At 74.3% G+C, this 22,102-nt stretch carries 19 protein-coding genes; 16 read left to right on the forward strand and 3 right to left on the reverse strand.

Annotation, left to right across the window (positions count from 1 at the left end; all coding sequences use genetic code 11):
* Positions 1 to 66: 66 nt before the first annotated feature.
* The 7 genes from mltG (at position 67) to C4U44_RS21810 (ending at position 7,385) form a co-directional block, all read left to right on the forward strand.
* The gene (mltG, locus tag C4U44_RS21780) at positions 67 to 1,947 is read left to right on the forward strand and encodes an endolytic transglycosylase MltG (RefSeq protein ID WP_103887789.1); all 1,881 of its coding nucleotides are present in this window, start codon (positions 67 to 69) and stop codon (positions 1,945 to 1,947) included.
* The gene (locus C4U44_RS21785; RefSeq protein ID WP_103887640.1) at positions 1,944 to 2,795 is read left to right on the forward strand and encodes a shikimate dehydrogenase; all 852 of its coding nucleotides are present in this window, start codon (positions 1,944 to 1,946) and stop codon (positions 2,793 to 2,795) included. The genes mltG and C4U44_RS21785 overlap by 4 nt, the downstream gene beginning before the upstream one ends.
* Positions 2,796 to 2,891: 96 nt before the next feature.
* Entirely contained in the window at positions 2,892 to 4,076 is a 1,185-nt protein-coding gene (gene aroC / locus C4U44_RS42615; protein WP_103887641.1) for a chorismate synthase, read from the forward strand.
* Positions 4,073 to 4,600 carry a shikimate kinase gene (locus C4U44_RS21795; RefSeq protein WP_103887642.1) on the forward strand — a complete coding sequence of 176 codons (528 nt, stop codon included), beginning with the start codon at positions 4,073 to 4,075 and terminating at the stop codon, positions 4,598 to 4,600. The genes aroC and C4U44_RS21795 overlap by 4 nt, the downstream gene beginning before the upstream one ends.
* The gene (gene aroB, locus C4U44_RS21800; RefSeq protein WP_103887643.1) at positions 4,597 to 5,772 is read left to right on the forward strand and encodes a 3-dehydroquinate synthase; all 1,176 of its coding nucleotides are present in this window, start codon (positions 4,597 to 4,599) and stop codon (positions 5,770 to 5,772) included. Before C4U44_RS21795 ends, aroB begins: the two co-directional genes overlap by 4 nt.
* Positions 5,769 to 6,209 (forward strand): type II 3-dehydroquinate dehydratase, encoded by a 441-nt coding sequence (aroQ, locus tag C4U44_RS21805; protein WP_103887644.1) that lies wholly within the window; start codon positions 5,769 to 5,771, stop codon positions 6,207 to 6,209. The genes aroB and aroQ overlap by 4 nt, the downstream gene beginning before the upstream one ends.
* A gap of 456 nt (positions 6,210 to 6,665) precedes the next feature.
* A complete protein-coding gene (locus C4U44_RS21810) occupies positions 6,666 to 7,385 on the forward strand; it encodes an AAA family ATPase (RefSeq protein ID WP_103887645.1) in 720 nt (239 codons plus the stop codon).
* Positions 7,386 to 7,397: 12 nt separating this feature from the next.
* On the opposite strand, the gene C4U44_RS21815 is transcribed toward C4U44_RS21810, so the two are convergent.
* Complete coding sequence (locus tag C4U44_RS21815) at positions 7,398 to 8,447, reverse strand: ArsR/SmtB family transcription factor (RefSeq protein WP_103887646.1); 1,050 nt, start codon at positions 8,445 to 8,447, stop codon at positions 7,398 to 7,400.
* 80 nt (positions 8,448 to 8,527) lie between these two features.
* Between C4U44_RS21815 and C4U44_RS21820 the strand changes: the two genes are divergently transcribed.
* The 5 genes from C4U44_RS21820 (at position 8,528) to C4U44_RS21840 (ending at position 14,094) form a co-directional block, all read left to right on the forward strand.
* Positions 8,528 to 9,739 carry an MFS transporter gene (locus C4U44_RS21820; RefSeq protein ID WP_103887647.1) on the forward strand — a complete coding sequence of 404 codons (1,212 nt, stop codon included), beginning with the start codon at positions 8,528 to 8,530 and terminating at the stop codon, positions 9,737 to 9,739.
* Between the two features lie 195 nt (positions 9,740 to 9,934).
* Positions 9,935 to 11,038 (forward strand): aminopeptidase P family protein, encoded by a 1,104-nt coding sequence (locus C4U44_RS21825; RefSeq protein WP_103887648.1) that lies wholly within the window; start codon positions 9,935 to 9,937, stop codon positions 11,036 to 11,038.
* A 67-nt stretch (positions 11,039 to 11,105) separates the two neighbouring features.
* Entirely contained in the window at positions 11,106 to 11,672 is a 567-nt protein-coding gene (efp, locus tag C4U44_RS21830) for an elongation factor P (protein WP_103887649.1), read from the forward strand.
* Between the two features lie 2 nt (positions 11,673 to 11,674).
* Positions 11,675 to 12,100, forward strand: a complete 426-nt coding sequence (gene nusB / locus C4U44_RS21835) for a transcription antitermination factor NusB (protein WP_103887650.1) — start codon at positions 11,675 to 11,677, stop codon at positions 12,098 to 12,100.
* 542 nt (positions 12,101 to 12,642) lie between these two features.
* Positions 12,643 to 14,094: a pyridoxal phosphate-dependent decarboxylase family protein gene (locus C4U44_RS21840; protein ID WP_103887651.1), complete on the forward strand. Its 1,452-nt coding sequence runs from the start codon at positions 12,643 to 12,645 to the stop codon at positions 14,092 to 14,094.
* Between the two features lie 7 nt (positions 14,095 to 14,101).
* On the opposite strand, the gene C4U44_RS41160 is transcribed toward C4U44_RS21840, so the two are convergent.
* Complete coding sequence (locus tag C4U44_RS41160) at positions 14,102 to 14,944, reverse strand: helix-turn-helix domain-containing protein (RefSeq protein WP_160145081.1); 843 nt, start codon at positions 14,942 to 14,944, stop codon at positions 14,102 to 14,104.
* A gap of 132 nt (positions 14,945 to 15,076) precedes the next feature.
* Between C4U44_RS41160 and C4U44_RS21850 the strand changes: the two genes are divergently transcribed.
* Together C4U44_RS21850 and fusA are read left to right on the forward strand one after the other, a co-directional pair.
* Complete coding sequence (locus C4U44_RS21850) at positions 15,077 to 16,453, forward strand: MFS transporter (protein WP_235032246.1); 1,377 nt, start codon at positions 15,077 to 15,079, stop codon at positions 16,451 to 16,453.
* Between the two features lie 374 nt (positions 16,454 to 16,827).
* Complete coding sequence (gene fusA, locus C4U44_RS21855) at positions 16,828 to 18,936, forward strand: elongation factor G (RefSeq protein WP_103887652.1); 2,109 nt, start codon at positions 16,828 to 16,830, stop codon at positions 18,934 to 18,936.
* A gap of 605 nt (positions 18,937 to 19,541) precedes the next feature.
* On the opposite strand, the gene bldD is transcribed toward fusA, so the two are convergent.
* The gene (gene bldD, locus C4U44_RS21860) at positions 19,542 to 20,042 is read right to left on the reverse strand and encodes a transcriptional regulator BldD (RefSeq protein ID WP_103887653.1); all 501 of its coding nucleotides are present in this window, start codon (positions 20,040 to 20,042) and stop codon (positions 19,542 to 19,544) included.
* 187 nt (positions 20,043 to 20,229) lie between these two features.
* On the opposite strand from bldD, the gene pyrR reads away from it, so the two are divergent.
* Positions 20,230 to 20,868 (forward strand): bifunctional pyr operon transcriptional regulator/uracil phosphoribosyltransferase PyrR, encoded by a 639-nt coding sequence (pyrR, locus tag C4U44_RS21865; RefSeq protein ID WP_235032247.1) that lies wholly within the window; start codon positions 20,230 to 20,232, stop codon positions 20,866 to 20,868.
* Positions 20,869 to 21,075: 207 nt separating this feature from the next.
* Positions 21,076 to 22,101: an aspartate carbamoyltransferase catalytic subunit gene (locus C4U44_RS21870; protein WP_103887654.1), complete on the forward strand. Its 1,026-nt coding sequence runs from the start codon at positions 21,076 to 21,078 to the stop codon at positions 22,099 to 22,101.
* Position 22,102: the final 1 nt, after the last annotated feature.

Raw genomic sequence — 22,102 nt, forward strand, 5'->3', positions numbered from 1 at the left:
GAGTGGAAGACCGCAGCGACGTCTTCCACGGAGGGTGCGAGCAGGAAGACCGACTGATGGATGCCGATGACTGACTATGGCCGGGGTTCCGGCTCCGAACCGTGGCACCCCGAGGATCCGCTCTTCGGGGATGTGTACGACCAGGGGTACCCGCAGCAGCATCACCAGAACCCTCAGCAGCAGGGCGACTGGCAGGACCCGTACGCCACCGGCCAGCAGCAGCATCAGCAGTACCCCCAGCAGCCCCAGCAGGGTTACCCGCAGCAGGGGTACGGCTACCCCCAGCAGCAGCAGTCGCCGCAGTCGCAGCAGGGCTACCAGCAGACCGGCTACGAGGGGTATGACACCGGCTCCTACCAGACCGGCCAGGCCGGCGGTTACGCCCAGGACCCGTACGGCGGCGGCCTGCCGCAGGACCCGTACGCCACCGGCCAGCAGCAGCATCAGCAGTATCCCCAGCAGCCGCAGCAGGGCTACCCGCAGCAGCCCCAGAACCTCCAGCAGCCGCATTTCCAGGGCCAGCCCGGGCAGCAGGGCATGCAGCCCGGTCAGCCGGGGCAGCAGGGCATGGGCCAACCCGGCCAGCCGGGTCAGCCGGGGATGGGGCAACCGGGCCAGCCCGGCCAGCCCCTTCAGCAGGGCATGCGCCAGCCCGGACAGCCCGGACAGTCCGGCCAGCCCGGTGCCCGCCCCGGCGCCGCCCCCCAGGGGCACCCGCAGGAACCGGGGAGCCGCCCGCTGCGCCCCGCGCCGGCCCGTACCGGCGAGTGGGACGACGAGCAGAGCGGCGACCCCACCGAGCACGCCTTCTTCGCGAACCGCGACGACGATGACGACGACGCACACGCGCCCGAACCGACCAGGACGGGTGGCCGCAGGTCCGGCAAGTCCCAGCCGCAGCAGGGCAAGAAGCGCCGCAGCGGCTGCGCCTGCGTGGTCGTGCTCGCCGTCCTGGTGGGCGGTGTCGGCGGCATCGGCTATTTCGGCTACCACATGTACGAGAGCCGTTTCGGCCCCGCGCCCGACTACTCCGGCGAGGGCAGCGGCGACGTCCAGGTGACCATCCCCGCGGGCGCCTCCGCGACCACCATGGGCAACCTCCTGAAGCAGGCCGGCGTCGTGAAGAGCGTCGGCGCCTTCACCGCCGCCGCGAACAAGAACCCCAAGGGCAACTTCATCCAGGCCGGCGTCTACGACCTGCACAAGCAGATGTCCGGTGCGTCCGCGGTCACGATGATGCTCGACCCCAAGTCGCAGGACGCGATGATCATCCCGGAGGGCTACCGGGCCACTCGCATCTACCAGCAGATCGACCTGAAGCTCCACCTCAAGACCGGCACCACCGCGGCGGCCGCCAAGGGGGCCAACCTCGGCCTGCCGTCCTGGGCGCACGGAAACGTCGAGGGCTTCCTCTTCCCGATGAAGTACAGCGTCGGCAAGTCCACCAAGCCGGTCGACGTGCTGAAGCAGATGGTTGCCCAGGCATCGTCGGAGTACCAGAAGGACGACCTGGTCGGCAACGCCAAGAAGATCGGCAAGACACCCGAGCAGGTGCTGACCATCGCTGCTCTGGTGCAGGCCGAGGCGCAGCAGGAGGGGGACTTCGGCAAGGTCTCCCGGGTGATATACAACCGGCTCGACCAGGGCATGAAGCTCGAGTTCGACTCGACCATCAACTACGCCATGGGCCGCTCCACCCTCAACACGTCGAACAAGGACACCCAGTTCGCGTCGCCGTACAACACCTACCTGCACACGGGCCTGCCGCCGGGTCCGATCGACAACCCTGGCCACAACGCCATCGAGGCCGCGCTCGACCCGACCTCCGGGAACTGGCTCTACTTCGTCACGGTCAAGCCCGGTGACACCCGCTTCACCGACAGCTACGCCGTCCACCAGAAGAACGTCCAGGACTTCAACGCGTACCAGAAGGCGCACGGCGGATGACCGGCCCGCAGCCGACCGGGACCGGTCAGTACCGCGCCGCCGTGCTCGGCTCCCCGATCGCGCACTCGCTCTCCCCGGTGCTGCACCGCGCCGCGTACGCCGCGCTGGGCCTCGACGACTGGCGGTACGACCGCTTCGAGGTGGACGAGGTGGCGCTGCCCGGCTTCGTGGCGGGCCTCGACCCGGTGCAGTGGGCCGGGCTGTCGCTGACGATGCCGCTCAAGCGCGCGGTGATCCCGCTGCTGGACGACGTCACCGACACCGCCGCCTCGGTCGAGGCGGTCAACACCGTGGTCCTCGACCGCGACGGGCGGCTGCGCGGCGACAACACCGACATCCCGGGGATGATCGCGGCGCTCGCCGAGCACGGCGTCACCTCGGTGCCCTCGGCCGCGGTCCTCGGCGCGGGCGCCACCGCGTCGTCCGCGCTGGCCGCGCTCGCCCGGATCTGCACCGGTGAGGTCACCGCGTACGTCCGCGGCCGGGCCCGCGCCAAGGAGATGGCCCGCTGGGGCGAGCGGCTGGGCGTGGCCGTGCGCACCGCCGACTGGAGTGCCGCAGCGGACGCGCTCACCGAGCCGCTGGTGATCGCCACCACCCCGGCCGGCGCTGCCGACCACCTCGCCGCCGCGGTCCCGACCGCCCCCGGCACCCTCTTCGACGTGCTCTACGAGCCCTGGCCGACCCCGCTGGCCGCGGCCTGGGCCGCCCGCGGTGGCCTGGTTGCCGGCGGGCTGGACCTCCTCGTCCACCAGGCGGTCCTGCAGGTCGAGCAGCACACCGGCCGCGCCCCCGGCCCGCTGCCGGCGATGCGCGCCGCCGGTGAGGCGGCGCTCGCCGATCGCTGAGACGACCGTTCCGCTCCCTGGACGCGGGTCCGGGCGGTCCCCGGAAACGTGGGAGGATCGGGGCACAGTGGCACGGCCGTTTTCCAGGGAGCACCGTTGAGCAGATTGCGCTGGCTGACCGCGGGGGAGTCGCACGGACCCGCACTCGTCGCGACGCTGGAAGGACTGCCCGCCGGGGTGCCCGTCACCACCGCGATGGTGGCGGACGCGCTGGCGAGGCGCCGGCTCGGTTACGGCCGCGGTGCCCGGATGAAGTTCGAGCAGGACCAGGTCACCTTCCTCGGCGGCGTACGGCACGGCCTGACCATGGGCAGCCCGGTCGCGATCATGGTCGGCAACACCGAGTGGCCCAAGTGGGAGCAGGTGATGGCGGCCGACCCGGTGGACCCGGAGATCCTGGCCGGCCTGGCCCGCAACGCCCCGCTGACCCGGCCCCGCCCCGGCCACGCCGACCTCGCCGGGATGCAGAAGTACGACCTGGACGAGGCCCGCCCGGTGCTGGAGCGGGCGAGCGCGCGGGAGACCGCGGCCCGGGTCGCGCTCGGCGCGGTGGCCCGGTCGTACCTCAAGGAGACCGCGGGCATCGAGATCGTCTCGCACGTGGTCGAACTCGGCGCCGCGAAGGCTCCGTACGGCGTCGTGCCGGTGCCGGGCGACGAGGAACGCCTGGACACCGACCCGGTGCGCTGCCTGGACGCCGACGCGAGCAAGGCGATGGTCGCCGAGATCGACCAGGCCCACAAGGACGGCGACACCCTCGGCGGCGTCGTCGAGGTGCTGGTCTACGGTGCCCCGGTCGGCCTCGGCTCCCATGTGCACTGGGACCGGCGGCTGGACGCGCGGCTGGCCGGAGCCCTGATGGGCATCCAGGCCATCAAGGGCGTCGAACTCGGTGACGGCTTCGACCTCGCCCGGGTGCCCGGCTCCCAGGCCCACGACGAGATCGTGCCGGGCCCGGACGGCATCCGCCGCGCCTCCGGCCGTTCCGGCGGCACCGAGGGCGGCATGAGCACCGGCGAGGTGCTCCGGGTGCGGGCCGCGATGAAGCCGATCGCGACCGTGCCGCGGGCCCTGGCCACCATCGACGTCGCCACCGGCGAGGTAGCCCAGGCCCACCACCAGCGCTCCGACGTGTGCGCGGTGCCGGCCGCCGGGATCGTCGCCGAGGCGATGGTCGCGCTGGTGCTGGCCGACGCCGTCGCGGAGAAGTTCGGCGGCGACTCGGTCGGGCAGACCCGGCGCAACGTCCAGGACTTCCTCGACCACCTGGCGATCCAGTGACGGCCCCCGCGCCCGTCCCGGTCGCGGTGCTGGTCGGCCCGCCCGGTGCGGGCAAGACCTCGGTCGGCCGCGCCCTGGCCGCGCACCTCGGCGTCGGCTACCGCGACACCGACGACGACATCGAGCAGACCGCGGGCAAGCCGATCTCCGAGATCTTCATCGACGAGGGCGAGCCCCACTTCCGCGACCTGGAGCGGGCCGCGGTCGCCGCCGCCCTCGCCGGGCACGACGGGGTGCTCTCGCTCGGCGGCGGCGCCGTCATGGACCCCGCGAGCCGCGCCCTGCTCACCGGGCTGCCGGTGGTCTTCCTCGACGTCAGCCTGCACGACGCGGTGCACCGGGTCGGCCTCGACGCCTCCCGCCCGCTGCTCGCGGTCAACCCGCGGCAGCGCTGGCGCGAACTGATGGAGCAGCGCCGCCCGTTGTACACCGAGGTGGCCCGCGCGGTGGTCAGCACCACCGACCGCACCCCGGACGAGGTGGCCGTGGCCGTACTGGACGCACTGGAGCTGAAGGACGCATGAGCAGCGACGCACACGAGGCCGCGGGCCGGGCCGACGACGCCGGCACCGCCGAGAACGCAGCCGGGAACGGCCGGTGGAGCGCCGGTGCCGCGCCCACCCGTATCCGGATCGGCGGCACCGCCGGCACCGAACCGTACGAGGTCCTCGTCGGGCACCAACTCCTCGGCGAGCTGCCCGGGTTGATCGGGCCGAAGGCGATGCGCGTCGCCGTACTGCACCCCGAGGCGCTGGCCGGCACCGGCGAGGCGATCCGCGAGGATCTGGCCGAGCAGGGCTACCAGGCCGTCGCGATCCAGATCCCCAACGCCGAGGAGGCGAAGACCGTCGAGGTCGCCGCCTACTGCTGGAAGGCCCTCGGCCAGACCGGCTTCACCCGTACCGACGTGGTGGTCGGCGTCGGCGGCGGCGCCACCACGGACCTGGCCGGGTTCGTCGCGGCGACGTGGCTGCGCGGCGTGCGCTGGATCGCGGTGCCCACCACGGTGCTGGGCATGGTCGACGCGGCGGTCGGCGGCAAGACCGGCATCAACACCGCCGAGGGCAAGAACCTCGTCGGGGCCTTCCACCCGCCGGCCGGCGTGCTGTGCGACCTGTCCGCCCTCGCCTCGCTCCCGCCCCACGACTACGTCAGCGGGCTCGCCGAGGTGATCAAGGCCGGCTTCATCGCCGACCCGGCCATCCTCGAACTGGTCGAGTCCGACCCGGCGGCAGCCCGTGACCCCGAAGGCCCGCACACCGCCGAACTCATCGAACGCGCCATCCGGGTCAAGGCGGAGGTGGTCTCCGCCGACCTCAAGGAGTCCGGCCTGCGGGAGATCCTCAACTACGGCCACACCCTCGCGCACGCCATCGAGAAGAACGAGCGCTACAACTGGAGGCACGGCGCGGCCGTCTCCGTCGGGATGGTGTTCGCCGCCGAACTCGGCCGCCTCGCCGGGCGGTTGGACGACGCCACCGCCGACCGGCACCGCGCGGTCCTCGGCTCGGTCGGGCTGCCGCTGACCTACCGCGGCGACCAGTGGCCCCGGCTCGTCGAGAACATGAAGGTCGACAAGAAGTCCCGCGGCGACCTGCTGCGCTTCATCGTCCTGGACGGGCTGGCCAAGCCCACGATCCTGGAGGGCCCCGACCCCGCGGTCCTCCTCGCCGCCTACGGTGAGGTGACGGAGTGACCCGCCCCGTCCTGGTCCTCAACGGCCCCAACCTCGGGCGCCTCGGCTCGCGCGAACCCGAGGTCTACGGTGCGACGTCCTACGCGGGCCTCGTCGAGACCTGCACGAAGCTCGGTGCGGAGCTCGGGTTCGAGGTGGAGGTGCGCGAGACCAATGACGAGGCCGAGATGATTCGGTGGTTGCACGAGGCGGCGGACGGGCGGGTGCCGGTCGTCATCAACCCGGGGGCCTTCACGCACTACTCCTACGCGATGCGGGACGCCGCGGCGCAGCGCACCGCTCCCCTCATCGAGGTGCACATCTCGAATCCGCACGCCCGTGAGGAGTTTCGGCATACCTCGGTGTTGTCCGCGGTGGCGTCGGGCGTGATTGCCGGATTTGGTATCGGTTCCTACCGTCTGGCCCTCCGCGCCCTCGCGGAAGAGGGCTCCTCCTGACGTCCCCCGGGTGCCTTTCCCGTGCCGGGTGCCCTCGCGTTCGATGGGTTCCCCTTCCCCGTGCCGGGGTTGCCCTTGCGGGATGCGGCAACCACCAGGGGCGCGGGGAACTGCGCGCTCAGCCGGCGCGGCGCAGCCGGGGACCCACACGCCCAGCCCCCACGGCGAAGTCCCCGGACCACCGGCCGGTGGCCGGTTGCTCGCGCCGTTCCCCGCGCCCCTGATTGGCACCCTCTTCCCGCGAAGGGCATCCCCGGCCCCGGGGATTGGGGGCCGTTGACCGCGAGGGCACCCCGGCCCCGGGGGAGGGGCAACCGTTGAGCGGGAGGGCACCCCGGCACGGGATCGTCGCGGCGGAGAGGGGCGGTTGGGCCGGAAGGTGGGAGCGCGGTACCGTTCGACCGGTGACCACCCCTGGTCACACGCGACCTCCGGTACGGGAAGGAGTGGGCCGACATGCAGCACGCCGTGGGCGGGCCCCAGCCGCCGCGCCCGGGGCACGGTCAGGAACACGCCCAGAACATGGCGGCAGGCACCACCGGCCACTTCCCGATGCCCGCCCCCGCCCCGGTCCAGGTGCCCACCGCCCCCAGCAGCGGCTCGCTGCCGGGTGCCGCGCACGGCCCGATAGCCGTCCTGCTGATCGGCGCCGCCGGCGCGGGCAAGACCACCATCGCGCGCCACTGGGCCGATCACCGCGGCGTCCCCACCGCCCACATCAGCCTGGACGACGTCCGCGAATGGGTGCGTTCCGGCTTCGCCGACCCCCAGGTCGGCTGGAACGAGAACTCCGAGGCGCAGTACCGCCTGGCCCGCCGCACCTGCGGCTTCGCCGCCCGCAACTTCCTTGCCAACGGCGTCTCCTGCATCATCGACGACGCGGTCTTCCCGGACCGCCCCACCGTCGGCCTCGGCGGCTGGAAGCGGCACGTCGGGCCCGGCCTGCTCCCCGTCGTCCTGCTGCCGGGCCTCGACATCGTGCTGACCCGCAACGCCGAGCGCTCCGGCAACCGCCGCCTCTCGGACGAGGAAGTCGCCCGTATCCACGGCCGGATGGCCGGCTGGTACGGCTCCGGCCTGCCCATCATCGACAACTCCCACCTCGACGTGGAGGCCGCCTCGGCCGCCCTCGACCGTGTGGTGATCCGCAGCCTCCAGGGCCCGCCGATCTGGTAGCGAGCCCTCGCGTCACGGCGTCGGCCCCCGCTCGTCGGGCAGCGCCTGGGACGCGGCGAGCGCGTCCCCGAGCGCGGTGCGCCGGTACAGCACCGAGCGTCCCGAACGGGCCCGCACGACCAGTCCCGCCTCGCGCAGCACCGCGAGGTGATCGCCCACCGCGCCCGGCGCGAAGGAGAGTTGGCGGGCGAGCTGCGTCGTACTGGCCGGACCGTCCAGCGCGGCCAGCAGCCGCGCGCGGGAACGGCCGAGCAGGGCGGCGAGCGCGTCGGGCCGCGGGGGAGCGGGGGTCTCGTGCAGGACCGCGGTGCCGCGCGCGGGATAGACGAGGGTCCTGGGCCAGGGCGGCCGCAACTGCGCGCCCATCCGCGGCCACACGAACACCGAGGGGATCAGCAGCAGGCCCTCGCCGTCCAGCCGGACCGTCCCGCCGTCGCCGTCGCCGTCGCCGTCGCCGTCGCCGTCGCCGTCGCCGCCGTCGATCGCGCCGAGCCGGATCCCGCCGTCGGACCAGCGCACGCTGTCGTGCAGTTCCTCGATGGCCGCCGCCCAGCCGCGCTCGCCGATCACCCCCACCCGGTGCACCACGTCCCGCTCGCACAGTGCCCGCAGCCTCGGCCAGTCCGGCGCCAGCAGTTCCTGCCAGGCCAGGTCGAGCGCGGCCGCGACCCGTTCGACCACGTCCGGCGCGTCCAGCACCGCCCGGACCCGCGGGTCGCGCACCGGCTGCAGCGCGGTGAGTTCGGCGATCTCCGCCCGGGCCTGCTCCCGCGGGGCGGCGCGGATCGCGGCGAGGTCGTCGGCCCAGCTCTGCGCGGGGCCGCGCGGCGGCACCGCGATGAAGTCCGCACCCGAGCGCGGCGCGTGCAGGGCGAGCACCGCGTCCAACTCGGTCTCCCGGCGCAGCCGTTCGAAGCCCGGCCGCAGTCGCGCCGCCCAGGCCCGCGGCAGCGGCCGGCCGCCGCGGTGCAGCGCCCGCAGCAGCGTGCACAGCTCGAAGGACGGCGACAGCGCGAAGCGGCTGCGCAGCAGATCCTCCGTGGCGACCTCGATCCGAAGCACGAACCGACCCTACGGCACGGCCTTACGTCCCACGGCGAATCAATGGCGGCCCGCGGCGCGCTGCCGGGAGGCTGCCGGACATGACCACCACGGGCAGCCCGCCCCAGCTCCAGGCGCGCACCACCTACCGCGACGTGTTCGCCGAGCCGCGCTTCCGGGTGCTGTTCGCGACCCGCGCGGTCGCGATCACCGCGGACGCGCTGCGTATCTCCACCTTCTCGGTACTGATCTACGCGACCACCGCCTCCCCGCTGCTCAGCGGTGTCGCCTTCGGCGCCGGCTTCCTTCCGCAGGCGGCGGGGTCCACGCTGCTCGGCTCCCTCGCCGACCGGCTGCCGCCCCGCACCCTGATCTGCGCCGGCTACCTCCTGGACTGCGTGACCGCGCTGCTGCTCGCGCTCACCCCGCTGCCGATCGCGTCGAGCCTGGTGCTGGTCGCCCTGGTCGCGCTTCTCACCCCGGTCTTCGGCGGCGCCTCGACCCGGCTGGTGGCCGAGTGGCTCACCGGCGACGCCTACGTGCTGGGCCGCTCCCTGACCAACATGGCCTCCTCGACCGCCCAACTCGCCGGGCTCGGCCTCGGCGGCGCCGCCGTCTCCCTGCTCGGCGCCCGCCACGCGCTCCTGTGCGGCGCGGTGCTCTACGCGGCGGTGGCGGCCGCCGTCCGGCTCCGCCTGCCCCGCCTGCCCGTCCCCATCCGCGCCCCGGGGGCCGCGACGTCCCCGGTACGGGCCAGCCTCGCCGCGACCGCCGCCCTGCTGCGCGCCCGCGCCCCCCGCCGGCTCCTGCTCGCCCAGTGGCTGCCCGGCGCCTGCGTCGCCGGAGGCGAGGGACTGCTGGTCGCCTACGCCGGGGTCCGGCACCTTCCCGCCGGGGGGTACGCCGTGCTCATGGCCTGCCTCCCCATCGGCATGCTCGCCGGTGACGTCGTGGTCGGGCGGCTGCTCCGGCCGCCCGCCCGGGAACGGCTCGTCGGCCCGCTCATCGCCCTCATGGGCGTCCCCCTGCTCTTCTTCGCCGCCGAGCCCGGACTCGCCCTCGGCGCGATCCTGCTGCTCCTGACCGGATTCGGCTTCGCCTACGGGCTCGGCCTCCAGCGGCCCTTCCTCGACGCGCTCCCCTCCGCCGACGCCCACGGCCACGCCTTCGGCCTGCTCTCCTCGGGCACGATGACCTTGCAGGGGCTCGCGCCCACCCTGACGGGGACGCTCGCGCTGGCCGTGGGGCCGGGGGCGGCGCTCGCCGCGGCCGGGGTGGGCACGCTTCTCACCCTCGTTCTGGTGCGGAGGTGACACACCGGGTCGGGCTCCTGCCCGGTGCCTGACCTCGCGGTTCGCGGTGATCGCCGACACCGTCCCCCGTGTCTCCCGGCAGGCGCGGGCTCTCCCGCCGGAGGTCGGTCGCGTGCACCGGGGGAGCCGCGGGGCCGTACCCCCGGTGGGAGGCTTGGAGAGGCCAACCGGGCGGGCCCGTCGTAGGCTCGCCGCATGGCGGAGGTGCATACGGTACGCAGAGCACGGCTGCGCGAGCGGTGCGCCGCGGCGGGCGCGGCCGCCGCGCTGGTCACGCAGCCCGCGAACGTGCGGTACCTCACCGGATGCGCCCCGCCGGGCGCGGCCCTGCTGGTCGGCCCCGGCGCCGGCGACACCCTCCTGCACCTGCGCCCGCCGCCGGACGACTCGCCGCGGCCCGCGGACGAGCTGCGCAACGTGGTGCTGCCCTCGCCGGACGCGGACGCCGCCGTGGCCGCCGCGGACCTCGCGCGCCAGCGCCGCGCCGACGCCCTCGCCGTGGAGGAGCACCACCTCACCGTCACCCGCCACCGCGCGCTGCGCTCGGTCGCCCCGGGCGTGCGCCTCACAGACCTGGCGGGAGCCGTCGAGCAGCTCCGGCTGATCAAGGACGAGCACGAGATCGCCAGCCTGCGGATCGCCGCGGAGATCTCCGACCAGGCACTGGGCGAGCTGCTGGAGTCGATCCTGGTGGGCCGTACCGAGCGGCACCTCGCCCTGGAGCTGGAGCGGCGCCTGGTCGACCACGGCGCCGACGGCCCCGCCTTCTCCACCTGCATCGGCACCGGACCGCACTCCGGGGTGGCCCGCCACGTGCCCACCGACCGCCGGGTCGAGGAGGGCGACTTCCTCACCGTACGGCTGGGCGCGTGCTACCACGGCTACCGCTGCGAAGTGGGCCGTACTTTCGTGATCGGCAGCGCTCCCGCGGCCTGGCAGATCGAGCTGTACGACCTCGTCTTCGCCGCCCAGCGGGCCGGCCGCGAGGCGCTCGCACCCGGTGTGGCCTGCCGTGATGTCGACCGGGCGACCCGCGAACCGCTGCACGCCGCGGGCCACACCGAGGGCCTGGCGCCATGGACCGGACACGGTGTCGGCCTCGAAATCGACGAGGACCCTCAGTTGTCACCTGCGGCCGTGGGTAAACTGGACGCCTGCGTGCCGGTCACCGTCGAACCGGGAGTCCACCTTCCGGGCCGTGGCGGTGTCCGCATCGACGACACACTCGTCGTACGCCCTGTGGCGGACGGCGGGCCCGAGCTACTCACCATCACGACCAAGGAACTCCTCGCGCTGTGACCACCCCGGTGGTCGGGCCGGGCTCATCCTCGGTCCCGAAGCAGCACTTTCAGGAGATTCCGCAACCGTGGCCACCACGAACGACCTCAAGAACGGCCTCGTGCTCAAGCTCGACGGCGGTCAGCTCTGGACCGTAGTCGAGTTCCAGCACGTCAAGCCCGGCAAGGGCCCCGCCTTCGTGCGGACCAAGCTGAAGCATGTGCTCAGCGGGAAGGTCGTGGACAAGACCTTCAACGCCGGACTGAAGGTCGAGACCGCCAACGTCGACAAGCGCGGCATGCAGTTCTCCTACAAGGACGGCTCCGACTTCGTCTTCATGGACACCGAGACGTACGACCAGATCACCGTCACCCCCGAGGTGGTCGGCGACGCGGCGAACTACCTGCTCGAGGGCTTCGAGGCCGTCGTCGCCATGTACGAGGGCGCGCCGCTCTACATCGAGCTGCCCGCGTCCGTCGAGCTGGTCATCGAGTACACCGAGCCCGGCGTGCAGGGCGACCGCTCCACCGGCGGCTCCAAGCCCGCCCGCCTGGAGACCGGCTACGAGATCGGCGTCCCGCTGTTCATCACCACCGGTGAGAAGGTCAAGGTCGACACCCGTACCGGCGACTACCTCGGCCGGGTGAACAGCTAACCGTGGCTGCTCGCAACAAGGCCCGTAAGCGCGCCTTCCAGATCCTCTTCGAGGCCGAGCAGCGGGGTGCGGTCCCCACGGTCGTGATGGCGGACTGGATCCGGCTCGCGCGGACCGACGACCGGCAGCCGCCGGTCACCGCGTACACGATGCAGCTCGTCGAGGGCTGCGTCGCGCACGCCGAGCGGATCGACGAGCTGCTCGCCGGGTACGCGGTCGGCTGGACACTCGACCGGATGCCGGCGGTGGACCGCAACGTCCTGCGGCTCGGTGCGTATGAGTTGATCTGGGAGGACGACGTGCCCGACGCGGTGGTCCTCGACGAGGCGGTGCAGCTCGCGAAGGAGTTCTCGACGGACGAGTCGCCCTCTTTCATCAACGGGTTGCTCGGCCGCCTCATGGAGCTCAAGCCCACGCTCAAGCGGTAACGGGACCCCCGGGTCCCCCCCGTCCCCCGGTTCCGGGACCACCTCCCGGTGGTGGGTCCCCCGCGCCTGCCCTTGCGAGCTGAGGGGTGCCCGACAGGGGCGCGGGGGACTGGGCGGCCAGCCACGACGTCGCGGCTGCGGGCCCGCGGGCCCAGCCCCTGCGGCGAGTGTCCGGATCACCGGCCGGTGGTGGGTTGCTCGCGCAGTTCCCCGCGCCCCTTGGTGGTGGACGTCTCCCCGTCCGGAGCGCTCCGGGGGGCCTCACGGCTGAGGGGTGCCCGACAGGGCGCGGGGAACTGCGCGGCCAGCCACGATGGTGCGGCCGGGAGCCCGCGGGCCCAGCCCCCGCGGTGTGCACGTCGCCCGCAAGGGCACCCCTCCACGGGGAGTGGGCGCCGTTGTGGCAGGAGGGTGTCCGACAGGGGCGCGGGGAACTGCGCGGGCAGCCACGATGGCGCGGCCGGGAGCCCGCGGGCCGAGCGACCGCGGCGGTGTTGCCGGACCACCCGCCGGGGACCGGGGCAGCACCGTAAGGTCTGCGCATGGATGGTGGGGACCGGATACTCGAGCGGCTCGCGCAGCTCCGCGCGGGGGACCTGGCGGTGCGGGGCGGGCGGACGATGGCGTACGTGTACGACGCCGGGCTGGACGAGCTGGAGGAGCTGGCCGGGCGGGCGCACGCGGCCCTCGCCGGGGTGAACGGCCTGGACATGACCGCCTTCCCCAGCGTGGTCACCCTGGAGAACGAGGTGGTGGCGCGGGCCGCCGAGCTGCTCGGCGGAACCGGCCCCGGCGCCCGCACCGTGGGCACCTTCACCAGCGGAGGCACCGAGAGCTGCCTGCTGGCCGTCCTGACGGCCCGGGAGCACGCCCGCCGCACCCGCGGCGTCACCGCACCGGAGATCGTGCTGCCGACGACCGCGCACGCCGCCTTCCACAAGGCCGCGCACCTGTTCGGGCTGCGCGTGGTCGATGTCGCGGTGGACCCGGACACCTACCGGGTGTCCGCGCGGGACATCGCCGCGGCCCTGACCGAGCGGACCGCGCTGGTGGTGGTGTCCGCGCCGTCGTACGCGCACGGCGTGGTCGACCCGGTGCCGGAGGCGGCCGCCGCGGCCGCGGCCCGCGGCGTGCTGTGCCACGTGGACGCCTGCATCGGCGGCTGGTACCTCGGCCACCGGCGGCTGGCCGCCGACCTGCCCGCGCCGCCGCCCTTCGACCTGGGCGTCCCCGGCGTCACCTCGCTCTCGGTCGACCTGCACAAGTACGCGTACACGCCCAAGGGCGCGTCCGTGCTGCTCTTCCGCGACGCGGAGCTGCGCCGGCACGGGTGGTTCGCGCACGCCGCGTGGCCGGGCTACCCGGTGGTCAACGCGACCCTCCAGGGCACCAAGTCCGCGGGGCCGCTCGCCGCCGCGTGGGCGGTGATCCAGCACGTGGGTACCGACGGCTACACCGACCTGGCGCGGCGCGTGCACCTCGCGACCCGGCGCCTGGTCGACGGCATCGGCCGGATCGACGGCCTGCGGGTGCTCGGTGAGCCGGACGCGTCGCTGGTGGCCGTCGCCTCGACCGATCCCGCGCTCCACCCGTTCGTCGTCGCCGACGAGATGCGGCTGCGCGGGTGGTACCTCCAGCCGCAACCCGCCTTCGCCGATTCCCCGGCCAACCTCCACCTCACGGTCACCGCTGCCGTCGCCGGCGGGGACCGTATCGACGAGCTGCTCACCGAACTCGCCGCCGCGGTCCCGCGGGCCCGCGACCTCGGGCCGCCCGTGGTCGATCCGGCGCTGATCGAGCTCGCCCGCACCCTCGACGCGGCCGCCCTCACCCCCGACGAGGCGGCGCTCGCCCTCGCCGCCGCGGGCGTCGGCGCCGACGGCGCGCTCCCGGCCCGGATGGCGCCCGTCCTGGCCGTCCTCCAGGAACTGCCGCCCGCGCTCACCGAACGCCTGCTGCCCGAGGTCGTCTCCCGCCTGTACGGCGGCGCCTGACGGGCCCTCAGGTCCGGCTCGGCACGGCCTCCTGCCGCAGCCGGGCCAGCGCGGCGTACGACGGGGAGTGCGGCTCGGCACTGTAGGCGACCAGCCGCTGGCCCGAGGCCGTGGGCGCGGCGAGCACCGCGTAGTCCAGGGTCAGCCGGCCCACCAGCGGGTGGCGCAGCTCCTTGCGCCCCTCGGCCTTGTGGCGCAGTTCCCGGCAGGACCACAGCCGGCGGAACTCCGTGCTCTGCTCGCCGACCCCGGCCACCAGCGCGGCGAGCCGGGCGTCGTCCGGGTGGTGACCCGTCGCGGCCCGCAGGTGGGCCACGGAGTCCGCCGCGATCTCCGGCCAGTCGACGAACAGGTCCCTGGCGTCCGGGTCGGTGAAGACGTACCGCACGTTGTTCGGCGGCGCGGCGCCGTCCACCAGGTGCCCGAACAGCGCGGCCGCCGTGTCGTTCCAGGTCAGGACGTCGCTGTGCCGGCTGATCACGTAGGCGGCGGTCGGCGGGGCGAGCAGCTCCAGCATCCGGCGGGCGGCCGGTGCGGCCACCGCGGGCTCGGGCTGCGGGCGCAGCCGGCCGGCCAGCGCGAACAGGTGGCCGCGCTCCTCGGCGGACAGCCGCAGCGCGCCGGCCAGCGCGCCCAGCACGCTTGCCGAGGGGTAGCGTGCCCGCCCCTGCTCCAGCCGGACGTAGTAGCCCGCGCTGACGCCCGCCAGCCGGGCCAGCTCCTCCCGGCGCAGCCCCGGGGTGCGGCGCACGCCCTGCTCGGGCAGGCCCACCCGGCCCGGCGCCAGCGCGGTCCGCCGCGAGCGCAGGAACGCGCCCAGCTCGACCGCCGTCACGCTCTGCCCGGTCACCCGACCGCCCGCCTCCCTGCGTCCGGCTCCCCGCGTACGGGTTCTCCGCCGTCTCCGGTGCCGCCAGGGTAGCCCTGTCAGGTGCACCCTCGGCCGTTGTCCGCGGCCTGCCCGGCGCCCCAGCCTGGAGCGGTGAACACCGAGTTGACCGCCGCCCCCGGCCGCGCCGCGCCCCCCGCCTCCCCCCGGGCGCGATGGACCCTGACCGCCGCCTCCCTCGGCTTCCTGATGGTCGGCCTCGACGCCACCATCGTGAACGTCGCGCTGCCCACTCTCGGCCGCGAGTGGGGAGCCGGGCTGACGTCCCTGCAATGGGTGGTCGACGGCTACACCCTGATGTTCGCCGCGCTCCAGCTCATCGGCGGCACCCTGAGCGACCGGCTCGGCGCCCGGCGGGCCTACGGCTGCGGGCTGGCGCTGTTCGTCCTCGCCTCGCTCGCCTGCGGCCTGGCCGCCTCACCGGGAATGCTCGTGGCGGCGCGCTTCGTCCAGGGCGTGGGCGCGGCCGTCCAGTTGCCCGCGTCGCTGGCGATGGTCCGGCACGCCTACGCCGCTCCGGCCGCCCGCGCCCGGGCGGTCGGCGTGTGGGCGGCGTCCGGCGGTGCGGCCGTGGCCGCCGGGCCGGTGCTGGGCGGCCTGCTGCTCGAACGGTTCGAGTGGCGCTCGCTGTTCCTGGTGAACCTGCTGTTCGGAGCCGTGGCCCTGGTCGCCACCGCCCGTGCGTACGCGCCGCCGCCCGGCACCCGGCGGCGCCTGGACCTGCCGGGTCAGGCGGCCGTGACGCTCGCGCTGAGCGGGCTCACCTTCGGCCTGATCGAGGGCGGCACCCTCGGCTGGACCGCGGCCCCCGTCCTCGCTGCCCTGGCCGTGGCGGTCGCCGGCGGCGCCGGGTTCGCCGGCTGGGAGCGCCGGGCCCCCGAACCGATGCTGCCGCCACGGCTGTTCGCCGACCCGGTGGTCTCCGCGGTGGGCGTGGCCGGCTTCGCGCAGAACTTCGCATACTACGGCATCGTCTTCCTGCTCAGCCTGTTCCTCCAGGAAGAGCGCGGGCACTCCGCCCTCGCCACCGGTCTCGCGTTCCTGCCGATGAGCGCCGCCGCCATGCTCGCCAACGTGTACGGCGGCCGCCTCGCCGCCCGGCTCGGGCCGCGGCTGCCGCTGGTCGGCGGCCAACTCCTTTTCGCCGCGGGCCTGCTGGCCCTGCTCGCGGCCGGGCCCAGCGCTTCCGTCCGGTCGATCTGCCTGGCCACGGTGCCTGTCGGCCTCGGCGGCGGCGCCGCCGTTCCCGCGATGACCGGGGCGATCCTCGACGCGGTCCCCTCGGACTACGCGGGCACCGCCTCCGCCCACCTCAACACCGCCCGGCAGGTCGGCGGCGCGGTCGGGGTGGCCCTCTTCGGCGCCCTCGTCGCCTCCCACTTCCTGCCCGGTCTGCGGCTGTCGCTCGTCCTCGCCGCCGCCGCCCTCATGGTGGGGGCCGCGGTGACGGCCCGTCACACCGGGCGGTGAACGGAAAAGGGGCTGCCGAGCGGTCCGCGCTTCGCTACGATCACGCCGAAGCCACGCACCCACGCCCCTTGCGGGGTGCGCCCGTTGACGAATGAGGGGAGTCGATCGTGCGCAGTCACCGCACCGTCGTCGTCCCCCCGGCCGGGCACCAGGTGCTTCTCGTGTCTCCTTCCGTCCGGTGCCCGCTGCGCGCCCGGCACCGGAACTCCGCGGCGACCGCCTGACCGCTCTGCGACCGAGCGCCGAAGGCATCACGAACGACCGAGCGCGTGCCCGCCGTGGCACGGCTCAGGACCGGGCCGGGCCCGGCTCCGCAACTCCCGCCGCGTCATCGCGCTGCCCTGACCAGGACCAGCCACGAAAGGCCACCGGCCATGCGCAGCACCCTTCCCACCGTCCGCCGTACCCGCGGCGGCTCCGACCCGCTCGCGACCGTACGCAACCTCGGCATCCTCGCCCACGTCGACGCGGGCAAGACCACCGTGACCGAGCGCGTCCTGTTCCTCACCGGCGCCACCCACAAGCGCGGCGAGGTCCACGACGGCACCACCGTCACCGACTTCGACCCGCAGGAGCGCGACCGCGGCATCACCATCTTCGCGGCCGCCGCCAGTTGCGACTGGGCCGGCCACCGGATCAACCTGATCGACACCCCCGGGCACGTCGACTTCGCCGACGAGGTCGAGCGCGCGCTGCGGGTCCTCGACGGCGCGATCGCGGTGTTCGACGCGGTCGCCGGGGTGGAGCCGCAGAGCGAGTCGGTGTGGCGGCAGGCCGACCGGCACGGCGTGCCGAGGATCGCGTTCGTCAACAAGCTCGACCGGGCGGGCGCCGACCTCGACACGGCCGTGGCGTCCATCCGGCGCCGTCTGCACACCGTGCCGCTGGTGGTGCAACTGCCGATCGGACGGGAGGACGGTTTCACCGGCGTCGTGGACCTGGTCACGATGCGCGCGCTGACCTGGGCCGACGGCGGCGAGGTCCAGGACGGGCAGGTACCGGGCGGCTTGCTGGACGAGGCGCGGCGGCGCAGACGCCTGCTGGAGGAGGCGGTGGCCGAGCTGCACCCGGCCGCGCTGGAGGAGTTCTGCGCGCGCTCCGCGCTGCGGGAGCCGACGCTGGTGGCCGCGCTGCGCGACCTCACCCGGAGCGGGGAGGCCGTCGTGGTGCTGTGCGGCTCGGCGTACCGCAACCGGGGGATCGAGCCGCTGCTCGACGCGGTCGTGGCGTACCTGCCGTCGCCGCTCGACGTGCCGCCGGTCCGCGGCAGCGTCACCGGGCGGCACCGGGACGCGGAGGGCGTGGAGGACCGTACGGCCGAGCGGCCGGCGGATCCGGCGGCGCCGTTCGCAGGGCTGGTGTTCAAGGTGACCTCGACCGCCACCGGGCGGCTGACGTTCCTGCGGGTGTACTCGGGCACGATCCGGAAGGGGGACACGGTGCTGGACGCGGGTGCGAAGCGCAGCGAGCGGATCGGGCGGATCCTGCGGATGCGGGCCGACCGGCACACCGAGCTGGAGCAGGCGGTGGCCGGCGACATCGTCGCGGTCATCGGGGTGAAGGCGTCCCGCGCCGGGGCGACGCTGTGCGCGGCGTCGGCACCGCTGGTGCTCGAACCGCCGTCGGTGGCCGAGCCGGTGGTGTCCGTCGCGGTCGAGGCACGCCGCAACGCGGACGCCGGACGGCTGGTCGCCGCGCTGGGCCGGCTGGTCGAGGAGGACCCGTCGCTGGCCGTGCGGACCGACCGCGAGACCGGGCAGACCGTGCTGTCCGGCATGGGCGAACTCCACCTGGAGGTCGCGGTGGAGAAGGTCCGCCGCGCCCACGGGCTGGAGATCGCCGTCGGGGCGCCCCAGGTCGCCTATCGCGAGACGGTCACCCGCGGGGTGTCCGGGTTCGTCCACCGGCACGTCAAACAGGACGGCGGCGCCGGGCAGTTCGCCCATGTCGTCATCGATGTCGCCCCGCTCGCGGCCGGCGACGGCGCGGAGGAGGGAGAGGGGTTCGTGTTCACGTCGACGGTGGTCGGCGGCCGGGTGCCGCGCGAGTACGTCCGCGCGGTCGAGCACGGCTGCCGCGACGCGCTCGCCGAGGGTCCGCTCGGCGGCCACCCGGTCACGGGCGTGCGGGTCACGCTGACCGACGGGTCGACCCACCCCAACGACTCGTCGGAGATGGCGTTCCGCACCGCCGGGATGTTCGCACTCCGGGAGGCGCTGCGGGCCTGTGCGATGGTGCTGCTGGAGCCGGTGGTCGAGGTCACGGCCACCGCACCCGAGGACGCCGTCGGCGGCGTCCTCGGCGACCTCGCGGCCCGCCGCGGGCGCGTCACCGGATCCACGGCGCGCGCCGGCACGACCGCGGTCACGGCGACGGTGCCGCTGGTCGAGCTGTTCGGCTACGCGACGAGGCTGCGCAGCCGCACCCAGGGCCGCGGCACCTTCACCACCCGCCCGTCCGGCTACGCCCCCGCGAGTCGCTAGGCGGGACCCCCCGGGGCAGGCGGTCCCGCCCGTCTCGGGACCATCTGCCCGGTGGGGGGCTGGTCGCGCAGTTCCCCGCGCCCCTGATTGTTCCCTCCGGGGTGTGTGGTTCTGCCTGTTTCGGGACCATCTGCCCGGTGGGGGGCTGGTCGCGCAGTTCCCCGCGCCCCTGATTGATCCCTCCGGGGTGGGTGGTCCCGCCCGTCTCGGGACCACCTGGCCGGTGGGGGGCTTGTCGCGCAGTTCCCCGCGCCCCTGATTGATCCCTCCGGGGTGTGTGGTCCTGCCTGTTTCGGGACCACCTGGCCGGTGGGGGGGCTGGTCGCGCAGGTCTTCCCCAGTCTGGCGGCTGGGAGGTGCCCCCACGCGCCCGTTGGTGGTGGCGCTCTTTTCGCGGAGGAACCTGCACCAACCGGGGGCGCGGGGAACTGCGCGACCAGCCCACCAGCGACAGGTGGTCCCTCTACCGGCAGAACCACGTACCCCGGAGGGTCAGGGCACCCTGGGGGCACCCCGGAAACGCCCTCGCCCGGGGCGGCCGGCCCGTGAGGGCCCACCACCCCGGGCGAGGGTACGTTTCTGCAGCGGCTGAACCCGCGGAGCGCTCAGCTCTCGTCGTGCTGGACCGCGCGGCGCGCATCCGAGTCGAGGACGCCCCACGAGATCAGCTGCTCGGTGAGGACCGACGGCGACTGGTCGTAGATGACCGCGAGGGTGCGCAGGTCGTCCTGGCGGATCGACAGCACCTTCCCGTTGTAGTCGCCGCGCTGGCTCTGGATGGTCGCCGCGTAGCGCTGCAGGGGACCGGCCTTCTCCGGCGGGACCTGGGACAGCCGCTCCAGGTCGAGCACCAGCTTCGGCGGCGGCTCGGCGGCGCCGCCGGGCGTGGTGCCGGGCAGCAGTTCCTGCACCGGGACGCCGTAGAAGTCGGCGAGCTCGGCGAGGCGCTGCACGGTCACGGCACGGTCGCCGCGCTCGTAGGACCCCACGACCACTGCCTTCCAGCGGCCCTGGGACTTCTCCTCGACGCCGTGCAGGGACAGGCCCTGCTGCGTGCGGATGGCCCGGAGTTTTGCTCCGAGCTGCTTGGCGTAATCGCTGGACATATGGCTCCCCGGACGGAAACTCGGTGACTCACTGTGAGGTTACGCAGCGTAATCCGGGCTCGTCAAGCCGAAAGGGGCCGACTGGCGTCTGACCTGGGCCGTCCCGGTTGCCTGATACGGTGGAGGGCGTTCACCCAGACGTCCTTTAACACCCGTCCCGTGAGGCGGGGAAGGAGGTCCCCGACCCATGGTCGACGACCGCAGTATCCGCACGAGTGCGAGCCCCGCCGCAACCGGCCGGGCCGACGCCCCGGGCATCGCCGCCCGCCCCGTGCTGGAGGGCCCCGACATCGCCCGGGTCCTCACCCGTATCGCCCACGAGATCGTCGAACGCGCCAAGGGCGCCGACGACGTGGTGCTGCTCGGGATCCCCACCCGCGGGGTGTTCCTCGCCCACCGGCTCGCCGCCAAGCTCGCCGAGATCACCGGCCGGGCCGCCGCCGTCGGCTCGCTGGACATCACGATGTACCGCGACGACCTGCGGCTGCACCCGCCGCGCGCGCTCGCCCGCACCGAGATCCCCGGCGACGGCATCGACGGCCGCCTGGTCGTCCTCGTCGACGACGTGCTCTTCTCCGGCCGCACCATCCGCGCCGCCCTCGACGCGCTCAACGACATCGGCCGCCCCCGCGCGGTGCAGCTCGCCGTGCTGGTCGACCGCGGCCACCGGGAGCTGCCGATCCGGGCGGACTACGTCGGCAAGAACCTCCCCACCTCGCTGCGCGAGACCGTCAAGGTGCTGCTCGCGGAGGAGGACGGCCGCGACAGCGTGCTGCTCGGCCAGAAGGACCCGGGCCCGCGCGCGGGCCACGCCGCGGACGGTTAGCGCGCCTCCACCGGGACCCCGCAACCGGGTCCCGGGCGCCCGCACGCCCCCGGCCGGGCCGTCACGCCCGCCGACCCGCACGCGCCGCGCCCCGCCCGGTGCGCGCGCCCCGCTGCCGCCCGCGTCCGCATGCCCGCCCGGCCGTCCCGGCACACCCCCCACCAGCCCGGCCCGCCGGCCCGCCCAGCCCTCCGGAGTTCACCCCGCATGAAGCGCCACCTGATCTCGGCCGCCGACCTCACCCGCGACGACGCCCTCCTCGTACTGGACACCGCCGAGGAGATGGCCCGCGTCGCCGACCGGCCGATCAAGAAGCTGCCCACCCTGCGCGGCCGCACCGTCGTGAACCTCTTCTTCGAGGACTCGACCCGGACCCGCATCTCCTTCGAGGCCGCCGCCAAGCGGCTGTCCGCCGACGTCATCAACTTCTCCGCGAAGGGCTCCTCGGTCTCCAAGGGCGAGTCCCTGAAGGACACCGCGCTCACGCTGGAGGCGATGGGCGCCGACGCGGTCGTCATCCGCCACCACTCCTCCGGCGCCCCGCACCGGCTGGCCACCTCCGGCTGGATCAACGCCTCGGTCGTCAACGCGGGCGACGGCACCCACGAGCACCCCACCCAGGCCCTGCTCGACGCCCTCACGATGCGCCGCCACCTGTCCGGCGTCGGCCGCGACCTCGAGGGCCGGCGGATCACCATCGTCGGCGACGTGCTGCACAGCCGGGTGGCCCGCTCCAACGTGCTGCTGCTCACCACCCTGGGCGCCGAGGTCACCCTCGTCGCCCCGCCGACGCTGCTGCCGATCGGCGTCGAGCAGTGGCCCTGCAAGGTGTCGTACGACCTGGACGCGGTGCTCGCCAAGTCCGACGCGGTGATGATGCTGCGGGTGCAGCGCGAACGGATGAACGCCGCGTTTTTCCCCACCGAGCGGGAGTACGCGCGCCGCTACGGCCTGGACGGGCTGCGGATGGCGGCGCTGCCCGAGCACGCCATCGTGATGCACCCGGGCCCGATGAACCGCGGCATGGAGATCACCGCCGAGGTCGCCGACTCGCCGCGCTGCACCGCGGTGGAACAGGTCGCCAACGGCGTGAGCACCCGGATGGCGGTGCTCTACCTGCTGCTCGGCGGTTCCGAGCCCGCGATCACCGGCACCCGCACCGACAGCGCCGACGCCGACGGCCGCCCGGCCGCGGAAGCCCCCGAAGCCGCCCGTACCGAGGAGAGCAAGTAAC

It is taken from the genome of Actinacidiphila yanglinensis (assembly GCF_900107965.1).
GTDB lineage: Bacteria > Actinomycetota > Actinomycetes > Streptomycetales > Streptomycetaceae > Actinacidiphila > Actinacidiphila yanglinensis.

Excerpts from the sequence above, each read along its gene's own strand:
- mltG (WP_103887789.1), top strand. The coding sequence starts at position 67 with ATGACTGACTATGGCCGGGGTTCCGGCTCCGAACCGTGGCACCCCGAG.
- C4U44_RS21785 (WP_103887640.1), top strand. The coding sequence starts at position 1,944 with ATGACCGGCCCGCAGCCGACCGGGACCGGTCAGTACCGCGCCGCCGTG.
- aroB (WP_103887643.1), top strand. The coding sequence starts at position 4,597 with ATGAGCAGCGACGCACACGAGGCCGCGGGCCGGGCCGACGACGCCGGC.
- C4U44_RS21810 (WP_103887645.1), top strand. The coding sequence starts at position 6,666 with ATGCAGCACGCCGTGGGCGGGCCCCAGCCGCCGCGCCCGGGGCACGGT.
- C4U44_RS21820 (WP_103887647.1), top strand. The coding sequence starts at position 8,528 with ATGACCACCACGGGCAGCCCGCCCCAGCTCCAGGCGCGCACCACCTAC.
- C4U44_RS21825 (WP_103887648.1), top strand. The coding sequence starts at position 9,935 with ATGGCGGAGGTGCATACGGTACGCAGAGCACGGCTGCGCGAGCGGTGC.
- C4U44_RS21840 (WP_103887651.1), top strand. The coding sequence starts at position 12,643 with ATGGATGGTGGGGACCGGATACTCGAGCGGCTCGCGCAGCTCCGCGCG.
- fusA (WP_103887652.1), top strand. The coding sequence starts at position 16,828 with ATGCGCAGCACCCTTCCCACCGTCCGCCGTACCCGCGGCGGCTCCGAC.
- bldD (WP_103887653.1), bottom strand. The coding sequence starts at position 20,042 with ATGTCCAGCGATTACGCCAAGCAGCTCGGAGCAAAACTCCGGGCCATC.
- pyrR (WP_235032247.1), top strand. The coding sequence starts at position 20,230 with ATGGTCGACGACCGCAGTATCCGCACGAGTGCGAGCCCCGCCGCAACC.
- C4U44_RS21870 (WP_103887654.1), top strand. The coding sequence starts at position 21,076 with ATGAAGCGCCACCTGATCTCGGCCGCCGACCTCACCCGCGACGACGCC.